General features: G+C 57.9%; 12 protein-coding genes. 4 read left to right on the top strand and 8 right to left on the bottom strand.

All coding sequences use genetic code 11. From position 1 onward, the window contains the following. The first annotated feature begins 23 nt into the window (after positions 1-23). Entirely contained in the window at positions 24-776 is a 753-nt protein-coding gene (locus tag ACTG34_RS06005; protein ID WP_439104072.1) for a GntR family transcriptional regulator, read from the top strand. Then, entirely contained in the window at positions 766-1671 is a 906-nt protein-coding gene (locus tag ACTG34_RS06000) for a sugar kinase (protein ID WP_439104071.1), read from the top strand. The genes ACTG34_RS06005 and ACTG34_RS06000 overlap by 11 nt, the downstream gene beginning before the upstream one ends. Positions 1672-1751: 80 nt before the next feature. On the opposite strand, the gene xylA is transcribed toward ACTG34_RS06000, so the two are convergent. The 5 genes from xylA to xylF all read right to left on the bottom strand — a co-directional run bounded on the left by xylA (position 1752) and on the right by xylF (position 7727). Continuing rightward, complete coding sequence (gene xylA / locus ACTG34_RS05995) at positions 1752-3053, bottom strand: xylose isomerase (protein WP_439104070.1); 1302 nt, start codon at positions 3051-3053, stop codon at positions 1752-1754. After that, positions 3050-4489, bottom strand: a complete 1440-nt coding sequence (gene xylB / locus ACTG34_RS05990; RefSeq protein WP_439104069.1) for a xylulokinase — start codon at positions 4487-4489, stop codon at positions 3050-3052. Before xylB ends, xylA begins: the two co-directional genes overlap by 4 nt. After that, on the bottom strand, positions 4489-5256 hold the full coding sequence (locus ACTG34_RS05985; protein WP_062214945.1) for an ATP-binding cassette domain-containing protein: 768 nt from the start codon (positions 5254-5256) through the stop codon (positions 4489-4491). The genes xylB and ACTG34_RS05985 overlap by 1 nt, the downstream gene beginning before the upstream one ends. Further along, entirely contained in the window at positions 5253-6554 is a 1302-nt protein-coding gene (locus tag ACTG34_RS05980) for a sugar ABC transporter permease (RefSeq protein WP_342842577.1), read from the bottom strand. The genes ACTG34_RS05985 and ACTG34_RS05980 overlap by 4 nt, the downstream gene beginning before the upstream one ends. Positions 6555-6698: 144 nt before the next feature. Continuing rightward, entirely contained in the window at positions 6699-7727 is a 1029-nt protein-coding gene (gene xylF / locus ACTG34_RS05975) for a D-xylose ABC transporter substrate-binding protein (protein ID WP_439104068.1), read from the bottom strand. Positions 7728-7962: 235 nt separating this feature from the next. Between xylF and ACTG34_RS05970 the strand changes: the two genes are divergently transcribed. Then, the gene (locus ACTG34_RS05970; RefSeq protein WP_439104067.1) at positions 7963-9222 is read left to right on the top strand and encodes an ROK family protein; all 1260 of its coding nucleotides are present in this window, start codon (positions 7963-7965) and stop codon (positions 9220-9222) included. Beyond that, positions 9222-10742, top strand: a complete 1521-nt coding sequence (locus tag ACTG34_RS05965; RefSeq protein ID WP_439104096.1) for a CRTAC1 family protein — start codon at positions 9222-9224, stop codon at positions 10740-10742. The genes ACTG34_RS05970 and ACTG34_RS05965 overlap by 1 nt, the downstream gene beginning before the upstream one ends. Here ACTG34_RS05965 and ACTG34_RS05960 read toward each other — a convergent pair whose 3' ends face one another. The 3 genes from ACTG34_RS05960 to ACTG34_RS05950 all read right to left on the bottom strand — a co-directional run bounded on the left by ACTG34_RS05960 (position 10743) and on the right by ACTG34_RS05950 (position 13117). Further along, the gene (locus ACTG34_RS05960) at positions 10743-12068 is read right to left on the bottom strand and encodes a cytochrome-c peroxidase (RefSeq protein ID WP_439104066.1); all 1326 of its coding nucleotides are present in this window, start codon (positions 12066-12068) and stop codon (positions 10743-10745) included. Further along, positions 12046-12888, bottom strand: coding sequence for a TolB family protein (locus tag ACTG34_RS05955; RefSeq protein ID WP_439104065.1), 843 nt, complete (start codon positions 12886-12888; stop codon positions 12046-12048). The genes ACTG34_RS05960 and ACTG34_RS05955 overlap by 23 nt, the downstream gene beginning before the upstream one ends. A 67-nt stretch (positions 12889-12955) precedes the next feature. After that, positions 12956-13117, bottom strand: a complete 162-nt coding sequence (locus ACTG34_RS05950; RefSeq protein WP_439104095.1) for a hypothetical protein — start codon at positions 13115-13117, stop codon at positions 12956-12958. Positions 13118-13121 lie beyond the last annotated feature (4 nt).

The following is a 13121-nucleotide window of genomic DNA, read 5'->3' as shown; positions in this document are numbered from 1 at the left end:
CGATATTGACGGGAGACAGACACATGGGCCATGACACGCCACAGCAAAAATCAAAAACCGCACGATCGGCGGCGCGCGTTCAGTTGACCTCAATTGACCAGTCGCGTGTGCCTTCTGTCACCGATATGGTGTATGACGCGCTCTATCACCGTATTGTAGAATTGCAATTGCCCCCGGGCACCAAAATGTCCGAAGCCGAAGTGGCGAGCCAGTTGGGCGTGTCGCGCCAACCTGTGCGCGACGCCTTTTACCGGTTGTCACAACAAGGGTTTTTGTGGATCCGCCCGCAACGCGCCACCACAGTGACCGCTATTTCAATTGCCGCAGTCCTAGAGGCACGGTTTATTCGCACCGCCCTTGAGATGGAAGTGCTGCGCACCGCCATCTTGAACATAACCGAGGACGGATTGGCGCGGATCGAGGCCAACCTCGCGGCGCAAAAAATCGCAATGGAAGATGGAGATCGCACCAAATTCCACGAACTTGATGACGCGCTTCATGAACTGCTGTGTGACATCGCAGGACATCCGAAAGTCTGGACAATCATCAAAGACAATAAGGCGCATATGGACCGCGCTCGCTACCTCTCGCTCGAAAAGGGATCACAACAGACATTTGATGATCACTGTGCGATCGTCGATGCGATCAAAGCGCGCGACACCTCGGCGGCGTCCGCGCTCATGCGCGCCCATCTTGAACGGATCGGGCACATTATCCACGACATCCGTGCCGAACACAGCGAATATTTTGAAAACGAGGACGAACGTGGCGCATAAAAAGCTTTTGACCATCGGTGAATGCATGGTGGAAATGGCTCCTGACGGAGCCGGAAAATACGACATGAATTTTGCGGGCGATACGCTCAACACCGCATGGTACGCACGGCGCTGTTTGGGCAATGATCCTGCCTATCACGTCGGATATCTGACCTGCGCCGGTGAGGATGCCGTGTCGGACCGTATGCTCGCCTTTCTCGAAAGCTCCGGCATCGAAACCGATCACATTACCCGCAATCCCGACCGCACCGTTGGCCTCTATATGATCCAGCTCGACAATGGCGAACGCAGTTTCGCCTATTGGCGCGACACGTCGGCCGCGAAACTATTGGCCGCCGACCCTGCCCGTCTGGACGCCGCGTTCGATGGCGAAAGCATCTTGTTGTTCTCGGGAATTACACTTGCGATCCTGTCGCCTGACCACCGTCAAAACCTGATCGACGCGCTCTCGCGCGCGCGCGCAAACGGCGCAGAGGTGGTGTTTGACACCAACATCCGCCCGCGCCTGTGGGAAAACGTCGAGGCGACACACCATTGGCTGTCCAAAGCCGCCGCAATTGCCGACATCATGCTGCCCTCATTTGACGAAGAGGAAGTGATGTTCGGTGATAAAAAGCCCGCCGATACGGCCCTGCGCTACCGCGATCTAGGCGCGCATACCGTGATCGTCAAAAACGGCGCCGATGAGCTTTACGCATGGTCGAAAGGCGAAGGCGGTTTTACCCTTCACCCCGATCCCGTCCAACCGGTCGACAGCACAGCCGCAGGCGACAGCTTCAACGCGGGCTTTTTGACCGCGCGCATGCAAGGGGCCAATTTGAATGATGCGTTGCGGGCCGGAATGGCGTTATCAGCGCAGGTGGTGTTGCACCGTGGGGCTTTGGTCAAACTCTAAGATACGCCGATGAGTGTATCACACGAAAAAGGGCGGGAAAAATCCCCGCCCTTTTCTAATTTAAAAGCGTTTTGAATGCTTTACATGTAGGAGTTCACAAGGTTTTCAAGCCGCTCTTGGCGACCTGAACGTGGCTCGGGGTTGATCCCATCGGCCAGAACACGCGCCTGAATAGCGTCTAAATCACTGCCAAGCATCGCTTGGTTCTCCGCGCTGTCCCAATCGGCATAACGCGCATCACGCGCCGCTTCCAATTTGCCATCCTCAAGCATCGCAGCCGCCGCTTTGAGGCCACGCGCACAGATGTCCATGCCACCAACGTGCGACAGGATGAGGTCTTCGGCGTCGAGGGATTGACGGCGGATGCGGGCATCAAAGTTGGTGCCGCCCTTGGTAAATCCGCCCGCGCTCAGCACTTCGTAATAGGCCAAGGCCACTTCTGGCACGTTGTTGGGGAACTGGTCGGTGTCCCAACCGGATTGGTAATCGTTGCGGTTCATGTCGATCGACCCAAGCATGCCCAAGGACCGCGCCACAGCCAATTCGTGTTCAAACGAGTGACCCGCCAAAATCGCGTGACCCTGCTCAAGGTTGAGTTTGACCTCGTTCTCAAGGCCGTAGCGTTTGAGGAACCCGTACACGGTGGCAACATCATAATCGTACTGGTGCTTGGACGGCTCTTGCGGTTTTGGCTCGATCAAAATCTGACCGTCCCAGCCCATCTTGTGCTTGTAGTTGACGACCATCTCCAACATCCGCGCGGCGTGGTCGGCCTCTTTGGTCAGGTCGGTGTTGAGCAGTGTCTCATAGCCCTCGCGGCCGCCCCAAAGCACATAGTTCTGTCCGCCCAATTTGATCGTTGCATCCATGCACGATTTGATCGTCGCTGCCGAATAGGCAAACACATCGGGATCAGGGTTGGTGGCCGCGCCCGCCATGAAACGGCGATGCGTGAACAGGTTTGCCGTGCCCCACAACAGCTTGGTCTTGGAGCTTTCCATTTTCAACGCAAAGTAATCGACAATCTCTTCGAGGTTGCGTTTGCTTTCGGCGAAATCTTTGCCCTCTGGACGCACATCGAGATCGTGAAACGCAAAGAACGGCGCTTGCAAGATGTCGTACATCTCAAAGGCAACATCGGCCTTCAGTTTGGCGTTTTCAATGCCGCCATCGAACCACGGACGCTCAAACGTGCGCCCGCCGAACGGGTCACCGCCCTCATAGGCAAACGAGTGCCAATAGGCGATGGAGAACCGTAGGTGGTCTTCCATGCGCTTGCCCATGATCACTTCGTCAGGGTTGTAGTGTTTGAATGCAAACTCGTTGTCGCTGTCTGCGCCTTCGAATTTAACCTGTGGAATGCCTTTGAAAAAGTCTGTCATGTCAGTCCCTTAATCGCAATTTGTGCTGATTTGTAACGCTCGAACCCATCCGCGAACGCCTGTGTTAGCGCGCCATTGGGCTCAATGGTTTTCTCAATCGTGGGTGCTGTGGCCAGTTCGGCCCCGCCGCCTGTGGCCGCCATTTGGCCAAGCCGCGCCGCGCCGAACGCGCCGCCGAAATCGCCCGAAACAGGCAAATGAACGGGGCAATCCAGAGCCGTGGCGATCGCCTCGACCCAGTAGTCGGAATTGGACCCGCCGCCGACCGCCAACAGGTGGTCGATCTTGGTGCCAGTTGCCGCCAAAGCGTCTGCGCAATCCTTGATCGCGAATGTGACGCCCTCAAGCACGGCACGCGTCCCCGCCGCCGTGTCTGTCGCATGTTCCAAGCCGACAAAGGCGCCGCGAATACCCGCATCGTTGAGCGGCGTACGCTCGCCCCCCAAATAGGGCATGAACCGCGTTTTTCCGGGCGATTGCAACGCGCCAAGGTTCGAGGTGAGCGCGGCCGCACCCTGTCCGACGAACCGCCCGTACCAGTTGAGCGCATCGGTCGCGGCGAGGATCACGCCCATCTGGTGCCATGTATCGGGCAGCGCGTGGCAAAAGGTGTGAACCCCGCGATCCGCATCGGGTTGATAGCCGTCATTGGCCGCGAACAGCACGCCAGAGGTGCCGAGAGACACGAACGCCTGACCCGCTTTCACCACGCCCACACCAATGGCTGAGGCTGCGTTGTCACCGCCCCCGCCCGCGATGACGCAGCTCACAGGCACGCCCCATTTGGCCGCCAGTTCGGCGCGCAATGTGCCAGACACCTGCGCCCCCTCAACAAGGCGCGGCATGAACGAGCGGTCCATATCAGTGGCCGCCAACAGGTCATCGGACCAATCGCGTTGCGCGGTGTCAAACCACGCGGTGCCAGCGCTATCGGACATATCGCCCACATAATCACCTGTCAGGAACAGGCGCAAATAGTCCTTGGGCAACAACACCTTGGCGACCTTTGCAAAGATCTCGGGTTCATTGTTTTTGACCCACGCCAATTTCGGCGCGGTAAAGCCGGGAAAGACGATATTGCCCGTGAGCGCGCGAAATTTCGGGTCCGCATCAAGGCGTGCCGCCTCGGCGTGCGAGCGCGTATCATTCCACAAAATACACGGGCGCAGCACCGCGTCGGAGGCATCCAAAAGCGTTGCACCGTGCATCTGACCCGATAGGCCAATACCCGCCACGCCCGACAAATCCGCCTGTGCCCCGAGCGCGGCCATCACCACGTCACAGGCATCGAGCCAGCTTTGCGGACCTTGCTCCGACCACCCGTCATGTGGCCGCTCATTGGTCAACGGCGCATTGGCCTCCGCCACAATCGCCTGATCTGCATCAATTAAAATCGCCTTGAGGCCAGATGTCCCAAGATCCAAACCAATATACATCAGTATGCGGCCTCCGGCTTTTTACCCATGATAATCATGCCCAAAATGTCGTCATCGGTGACCTCATCGACGTTGACCGTGCCCACGGCCTGACCGTTTTTCATCACCATTGCGCGGTCACACAGTTTCATCACGTTGTGAATATCGTGCTCGATGAGGAAAATACCGAGACCCTGACGTTTCAACTCTTGGATCAGCTCCGCCACCATCTGTGTCTCATGGGGACCAAGGGCCGCTGTGGGCTCGTCCATGATCAAGATACGTGCGTTGAAATAGACCGCTCGCGCAATGGCCACAGATTGGCGCTGCCCGCCCGAAAGCGCCGAAACAGGATCGGAGAACTTTTTAAAGTTCGGATTGAGACGGGCCATGATCGACCGCGTTTCCGCCTCCATTGCGCCCTCGTCGACGAACCCCATGGGCGATACCAATTCGCGGCCCAAAAACAGGTTCGATGACGCGTCAAGATTGTCCGCCAAAGCAAGCGTTTGATAGATGGTCTCGACGTTGTATTTGCGTGCGTCACGGGTGTTGCGGATTTCGGCCTTTTCACCGTCGATGAAAATCTCGCCCGCATCCATGTGATAGGCACCCGACAGGCACTTGATCAATGTGGATTTGCCCGCGCCATTGTGACCCAACAGGCCCACAACTTCGCCTGCGTGCAGCGTGATAGAGACGTTATCCACCGCCTTGATGCCGCCAAATGCAATGGAAATATCGCGCATCTCCACCAACGGCGTTCCAGTGTTTGGGTTGCCACTCATGTTTTGATCCCCAGACGTTTACGGTAAATGATGTCGATCCAGACAGCGATCACAAGAACGCCGCCGACCACAATGTTTTGGAACGGCGCGTCAACGCCGACCATCGCCATGCCAGATTGCAGCGATTGCATGATGAGTGCGCCCAATATGGCCCCGTGAATAGTGCCGATGCCGCCGGACAAAGCCGTCCCGCCGATCACCGCCGCCGCAATCACCCGTAGCTCGTCGAGCGTGCCGATGTCATTGGCGTGGCTTTGCAAGCGCGCTTGAGCAATGATGGCCGACAGACCACACAAGAACCCCATGAGCGCGAACACCTTGACCGTCAAAAGCCGCGTGTTGATGCCGGAAAGCTCCGCCGCATCCGGATTACCGCCCGTGGCAAAGATGTAGCGCCCGAGGCGGGTTTTCTTGGCCACAACCGTCATCACAATGGCGGTAGCGATCAAGATCAGCACAGAAATCGGTAGGCCGTACCCTTGTGTAAACCCATCCGGCAGCTCCATGCCTTTGGCCTCGAACATCCGGCGCAATTTGCCTTTGGGGATATCGTAGGCGTTCAGGGTCGCGATGAAACCCATGATCGCCCCCACGGCAATCACACCAATCGTCACTTCGGCCCAAACGGGTTTGACGGGGAACTCATGGCGCAACTTGGCACGGCGCGCGTTCCATAGCGAAAACACGGTAAACGCCGAGGCCAACAAACCCGCGATCCATGACCATGTGACGCCCAATGTGCCCTCTGCGCCACCAAAGACGAGAAAGGTTTGATCAAGCGGGGCAATGGTTTGCCCATCAGTGAGATACCACCCCACGTTGCGCCAGACGAGCAAGCCGCCCAGTGTCACGATAAAGGCGGGAATGTTGTGATAGCCGACAAGCCAGCCGTTGACCGCGCCAATGAGCGTGCCAAACACCAGACCCGACAGCATTGCCAAAGGCGCAATCATCGGATGGCCGATTTCAAGGCCAAAGGTCGTGGGCAACCACCGCGCTTGGACCATTGCCATAATCGCCGAGCAGAGCGCCAATAGCGCGCCCACGCTCAGGTCGATGTGGCGCATGACAATCACAAACACCATACCTGTGGCCATAATCGCCACCGACACTGTTTGAATTGTCAGGTTAAATACGTTGCGAGGGGTTAAAAACCGCCCCTCCGTGACAAAGTTGAAAGCCAGACAGAGCATAACAAATGCCCCGATCATACCCAACAACCGCATGTCCAATTCGAGCTGCGCAAACAGACCTTTTGAGCCTTTTGTCGCAGTGGTATCTTGTGCGGAATCCGCCATGTCTTATCCCCATCGGGCGCGGTGTACCGCCCGTCCATGCCAATGGGCGCACCACATAGGCACCCACGTCTGTGAAGTCCCCCACGCTCAATAGAACGCGGGAGACAACTCAGTGAGCGCACCTCAACGAGGCGCAACTTATGTTTAGTTACAAGGTGCGGGACCTGCCTCAACGCCTTGGCACAGAGCCTCGACGGTGATCCAACCTGCATCTGTCACAGCCGTCAGGTTTGCGGCTGTGATGGGCATTGGCGCGAGGAACATTGCGTTCATCTCGGTGCCACCAGGTGTGGTGAACTTAACCGCGCCATCCACGGCGTCCATTGCTGTGCCGCCTGCGAGCGCCACTGCGATTTCTGCGGCATTCTTGCCAAGCTCACGCGCGTCTTTCCATACGGAAACCGTTTGTGTGCCAGCCGCCACGCGGTTCAAAGCGGCGTGATCGCCGTCTTGGCCGGATACGGGAATACCCTGCATACCCTGTGCGGTCAAAGCCGCCACAACGCCACCAGCGGTGCCATCGTTCGAGGCGACAACAGCGTCAACTTTGTTGTCGTTCTCGGTCAGGATCTGCTCCATGTTGCGCTGCGCATTCGCGGGCAACCAACCGTCTGTGTAGGCTTCGCCAACGATGGTGATGTCACCTGCGTCAACAGCCGCCTGAATGATCTCTTGCTGACCACCGCGCAGGAAGTCTGCGTTTGGATCGGTGGGCGAGCCTTTGATCATGACGTAGTTGCCAGATGGCTGAGCCTCAAGAACAGCACGGGCCTGCATACGACCGACTTCGACGTTGTCGAAGGTGAGGTAGAACGCACGGTTGTCCTCAATGAGACGGTCATAAGCCACAACGGGGATATCCTCGTCCACAGCGGCCTGCACCGCGGGAATTACGGCTTGCGTGTCTTGACCCAAAACGATCAACGCGTCGACGCCTTGAGCAATCAGGCTCTCGATGTCGGCAAGCTGTTTTGCGGAAGACGACTGTGCGTCGGCGGACACGTAAGTGGCACCAGCAGCCTCAAGAGCCGCCTTGATTGCGCCTTCGTCTGTTTTCCAACGCTCTTCTTGAAAGTTGGACCAGCTCACGCCAACAGTGAGGTCGGCGGCATAGGCAGTGGATACGAGGCCAGAGGCCAGGATTGTAGCTGCCAAAAGCATGGATTTACGCATTATTTTCCTCCCAAAAAATAAATGTCTATCCAATGGCACGGCATGCACAACGCAACGCTCGACTCGCCACCGGACGCGCGCAGGATTGCATATTTAAATTTAGCTTCCAAATAAAATAATGAACTTACAGAAACTTTTTTGCTAGATTTGCCCGTTAAGCCGTGACTTAAATACCCTCAGGGAGGGCTGATTACACTGTGCGATCAGCATTTAATTATCTGCATGAAATTTAAAAATGATCACATCGGCCTTTAAATCCTCACTCTTGGAGGGGGAGATCCAAGGCTGTGGCCCGTTGTTTCGCGCCCAAAATGCGGTGCCCAAACCGCTGCGCCGTCAATTGTTCGAGGCCATTCGCGCCGCCGGCACGATTGCGCGGGTTGATATTGCCAAACATCTCGACATCAGTCCGGCCACGGTGACCACCTTATCCACCGAACTAATAGAGAGCGGGTTGATTGCCGAGACGGAGATCGCGCGCCCGACCATAGACACCACCCGCGGACGCCCGCGTGTCGGGCTTGAGGTCAATGGCGCGGCAAGCGCGGTCATCGGCATCAAACTCTCGGATCGCGGAAATTCGGCTGTCTTGCTTGATCTCGCCGGAAAGCGCATTGGCGCAGCCACCCTGCCCGCCCCACCCGAGCGGCGCAGCACAGATGCGATCGTGGACGAGATAGAACTGCTCGTGGCCACAGTCCTCCGATCGTCCAACCTCGACAAATCGTCTCTCGCCACAATTGCGCTTGGCATTCCGGGCATGGTCGACTTCGAGGCGGGCCACGTCATTTGGTGTCCGTTTCTGACGGACCCCGACATTCCCCTGCGCGATCTTTTACAACACCGCCTCGACATTCCTGTGCGGATCGACAACGACGCCAATTTGCTGGCAATGGCCGAGCTGTGGTTCGGCGCGGGGCGCGCTCTGGATAACTTTGCCGTGGTTTCGATCGAACACGGCGTGGGCATCGGCTATGTCCAAGGGCACACGCTACAACGGGGCGGTTCGGGGCATGGTATGGAACTTGGTCACATGACCATCCAGATCAACGGCGCGCTGTGTCGCTGTGGCAAACGTGGTTGTCTTGAAGCCTATGTGGCGGATTATGCGCTTGTGCGCGAGGCCCATACTGCGCTGGCCCACCCTGTAGGCTCAAGCGCATCTCCCACTGAAATGCTCGAAGACCTGTTTGCACAAGCCAAAGACGGAAACGAGGCGGCTCAAGCGATCTTTTCGCGGGCGGGGCGTTATCTGGCCGTGGGTCTGGCCAATGTCGTGACACTGTTTGATCCCGCTCTCATCTTGTTGTCGGGGGAGCGTTTGCGCTACGACTACCTCTACGCAGAAGAGGTCTTGAGCGAGTTTCGTGACCTTACGCAAAAACCGGGCCGCCCGCCCACACCTGTGGACATTCACGCGTGGGGGGATCTCGTTTGGGCCCAAGGGGCTGGCGCTTTGGCGCTTGACCACGCAACGGAGAGACTATTGGGATGATGCGCCAGACGTTTTTGACCACGGCAACCGCACTCGGATGCCTCACGGCCTGCGCCGCAAATGCCGACACCACAATCAGCTATCAAAACCGCTCTGACGCTCTACCACCGCACGCGTATACTGGCGGATGGGAGCATTTTGTCGGCGGCGGCGTGGCGATACTGGATTGCAATGCGGACGGGCTACCCGACATGTTTGCGGCCGGTGGGACATCCCCCGCAAGCCTGATGATCAACCGCTCACCGCGTGGGGGCGCGCTCCGCTTTGAGCGCGGTGCACTCGACGAGATCACAGGCGTCACGGGCGCCTATCCCATCGACGTTGATAGTGATGGACAGCTTGATCTGGCGGTGCTGCGCGTGGGCGCCAATATGCTACTCAAAGGCGGGCCGGAGTGTACGTTCGAGGACGCAACCGCCACGTGGAATTTCGATGGTGGCGACCGCTGGACCACCGCGTTTAGTGCCACATGGGAGGCAGGCCAAACGCGCCCCACCTTATTCTTTGGCAACTACGTCGACCGCGACAACCCCGATGGCCCGTTTGAGGCCTGTGACAGCAACGAGTTGCACCGGCCTACGCCGTCAGGCTGGGACAAGACCCTGTTGGACCCCGGATTTTGCACCCTATCGGCCCTTATGTCCAAAGGTGCGCGCGGCGCGACGATGCTGCGCCTGTCAAACGACCGCCACTACTACGTCAAAGGCGGATATGAACAGCTCTATGACCTTGGCCTAAATCGCTTTTTGGGCGCACAGGACGGGTGGGAAAAGGTCTCGTTGTGGGGCATGGGCATTGCCGAACGCGACATTGATGGGGATGCGATACCCGATGTCATGTTGACCTCGATGGGCGATCAATTGCTTCAGTTCGGTATGGCCGATGGCAGCTATATCGCGGCCCCCTATGACATCGGCACCTATGCCCACCGCCCGCACGTGGGCGATGACGGGCGCGCCTCAACGGGGTGGCATGCGGCATGGGGAGATATCGACAACGACACCGATGCCGACCTGTTCATCGCAAAAGGTAACGTTGAACAAATGCCCTCCAACGCCGCGCGCGATCCCAACAACCTGTTGGTCCAAGGCGACGATGGACGGTTTACCGAAACGTCCGTCACGGCAGGCGTGGCGTCCCTCGAAAAATCGCGCGGCGCGGGCCTTGTTGATTTGAACGCCGATGGGGCGCTTGATCTCGTTGTCGTCAATCGCGGCGCGCCCATGGAGCTGTACCAAAACACCACACCAGAGACCGGAACCTACCTCGATGTGTCGTTGCATCAGGTCGGCTCAAATCGCTACGCGGTGGGCGCAAGCGTGGAAATCCTAACCAATCGCGGCCTTCAGGTGCAAGAGATCACAATCGGCGGCGGGCATGCCTCAGGGCAATCTGTACCGCTCCACTTTGGCTTGGGTCAGGCCGAAAAAGCGCAGGTGCGGGTGATCTGGCCCGATGGCGAACAAAGCGATTGGGTCGAAATCACCACGCTAGACCGCTGGATCGAACTGTCGCGCTAATCACCGCTCGAACGGCAATCCGGACGGAACGGTCTCAGGCACGCCAAGGCGCGTTGTCTCATCCGTGAGCGCCGCCAAAAAGGCCACAAGCGCGTCGATATGCTCAGCGGGCAAGGCCATGTCCTCAACCGATATCGCGTCCACAATGCCCGTTTGCGCATCCGCGTCTTGCAAGGTCGCCCAATCGTCAACGGGCATCGCAGGCAAAACCGCCATATCCGGCGACCACGCATCAAAGGCCGCCACTGGCATGGTGTGCGCGGTTACAAATTCCCACAAATCCGAATACGCCCCTGTGTGCCCGTAAGGCGCGGTGAGCCTGACATTGCGCAAGGACGGCGTGCGAAAGGCATACATATCCTCAGTGTGTCCCGTCACGCGGTAGCGTCCTTCGTCGCGCAACCCCTGCTCAAACGGCAGGGTCTTTCCCGGTCCGAACTGCGGCTGACCCATTGCGTGAAACTGATGATCGGTCTGAAATGTGCCGCTATGGCATGACGCACAGCCCGCATCCCCGTAAAACAACTCCATCCCCATAGCGGCCAAAGGGTCAAGTGCGGCCTCGCCCCGCAACACCGCATCAAACGGGCTATTATCTGCGCGAAACTCGACCGCAATGAACGCAGCAATGGCGTTGGAGATATCAGCAAACCGGATATCACGCGTTTTCGTGTCGGGGTATGCGTCCCAAAACAGCGGGGGATAGGCAGGGATCGCCGCCACTTTTGAGGCGATTAAATCCCATGCGCCGCCCTCTCCCGAAAAGCGTCCCTTGCGCACAGCTTTGGAAATCGGGTTCTCGTTGACCTGACCCGCCATCTCATCGGGTGACAGCACGGGAAACGCCGCTTGCGTGGCAAGCAGACCGTTTACCTGATCAAAAAACGGGTCTTCGATCGGAACATGCAATACCCCGTCCACCAGCTCGACACGACCGTCATGGAACATCGTGGTGTATTCATGCGCCCCCAAATTGTAGAGGGCGGGTGCATTGCGCGGAACGCGGTGTTCGGGCGGATTATCCGGATCCATGGCCCGCGCGGGACCAAGCCCCACTCCGCCCTCCCCCATACCAAGGCTCAGCCCGTCAGAGGTCCCGAACTTTGGATGGTGGCACGTGGAGCACGAAATATTGTCATTGCCCGACAAGACAGGATCGTAAAACAGCAACTGGCCAAGGGCTATTTCAGCGGGCGATGCCTGTAGAAAATCCGCGTCCGTTGCGGGCGCAGGCAGATCAAGCGCCCATGCAAAACTTGCACAGATCGAACATAAAGCCGCCGCGAACACGGGGCCAAGGCGGTTATTTACGTGCATATTCAACATAGGCAAAAGCGACCCCATCAGGAGACCACGAGGGAACATTGATCGTACCTTGACCACCAAACAAACTTACGAGAGTCGTGGACGTCCCGCCCTCGGGCCCAATCAAACGCAGCTCGACCTCCAAATCGGCCGGGTGTCCTTTGGTGCCCTCGGGATAGGATAAATACACAACACGCGTGCCATCAGGGCTTGGGTGCGGGAACCAGTTGACGCGTGTGTCATCGGTCATTTGTTGCGGCTGTGCGCCATCGACACGCACCCGCCACAGGTCTGACGATCCACGCCCTGAGCGCTCCGAATTGAACCAGATCCAATCTCCATCGGGCGTGTAATCCGGCCCATCATAATGGTGATCGCTTTCAATGACACAGCGCTCGGACCCGCCACCGACAGGACATGTCCAAATCCCGAATGTCCCGTTGCGCATCGCCGTATAAGCCAACGTCTTGCCATCGGGGGACACACCGTGCCACCAACTCGGCGCACTTGGCGTGACCTGTACGGGATCATCATCACTCTCAAGATCAAGTGTCCAAATGAGCGACCCCGCCCCGAGTGTGTGATCCGACAAAAACAGCGTCGAGCCATCGGGCGAAATACCGTGATCGTTGTTGAGCGTGATCAACAGCCCTGTGTCGATCTCCGCCAATTCTGGCTCTGCCAGATCGACCTCAAACAACCGCCCGTCCCCGTTCACAAGCAACGCGGACCCGTCCGGCGTCCAGTTCGGCGCCTCAATATGCATGTCCGTCTCCAACACAGGAAACGCGCGGGCCTCCTCAAAATCGTAGATCATGATGCGTGAGGTCCAATTGGACATGTGGGTCTCCATCTTGCGCTCAAAGGCGGTGTGGGCCACACAGCGGCCCACACCAATTGACAAGAGTTTACGCGCCTTTGGGGAGGTAAGCAAAGCGGGAAAACACCGCTTCGCGTCCCTGCCCCGTCATATCCATGACGTACATCCCAAGAAAGGCGCCCGTAAACGAGCCATGCGCACCGCGCCCGCCCTCGTCTGAGATCAAAGATGCGTCTAAAACAGGACCGATATTG

This window comes from Celeribacter marinus, assembly GCF_965656515.1.
Taxonomy (GTDB): Bacteria; Pseudomonadota; Alphaproteobacteria; order Rhodobacterales; family Rhodobacteraceae; genus Celeribacter; species Celeribacter marinus_D.
Note: the sequence above shows the minus strand (reverse complement) of the source record. Positions and strands in the feature narration are given on the sequence as shown.

Coding starts and splice junctions, on each gene's coding strand:
- ACTG34_RS06005 (WP_439104072.1), top strand. CDS start 24: ATGGGCCATGACACGCCACAGCAAAAATCAAAAACCGCACGATCGGCG.
- xylB (WP_439104069.1), bottom strand. CDS start 4,489: ATGTATATTGGTTTGGATCTTGGGACATCTGGCCTCAAGGCGATTTTA.
- ACTG34_RS05980 (WP_342842577.1), bottom strand. CDS start 6,554: ATGGCGGATTCCGCACAAGATACCACTGCGACAAAAGGCTCAAAAGGT.
- ACTG34_RS05970 (WP_439104067.1), top strand. CDS start 7,963: ATGATCACATCGGCCTTTAAATCCTCACTCTTGGAGGGGGAGATCCAA.
- xylA (WP_439104070.1), bottom strand. CDS start 3,053: ATGACAGACTTTTTCAAAGGCATTCCACAGGTTAAATTCGAAGGCGCA.
- xylF (WP_439104068.1), bottom strand. CDS start 7,727: ATGCGTAAATCCATGCTTTTGGCAGCTACAATCCTGGCCTCTGGCCTC.
- ACTG34_RS05955 (WP_439104065.1), bottom strand. CDS start 12,888: ATGTCCAATTGGACCTCACGCATCATGATCTACGATTTTGAGGAGGCC.
- ACTG34_RS05965 (WP_439104096.1), top strand. CDS start 9,222: ATGCGCCAGACGTTTTTGACCACGGCAACCGCACTCGGATGCCTCACG.
- ACTG34_RS05960 (WP_439104066.1), bottom strand. CDS start 12,068: ATGTTGAATATGCACGTAAATAACCGCCTTGGCCCCGTGTTCGCGGCG.
- ACTG34_RS05985 (WP_062214945.1), bottom strand. CDS start 5,256: ATGAGTGGCAACCCAAACACTGGAACGCCGTTGGTGGAGATGCGCGAT.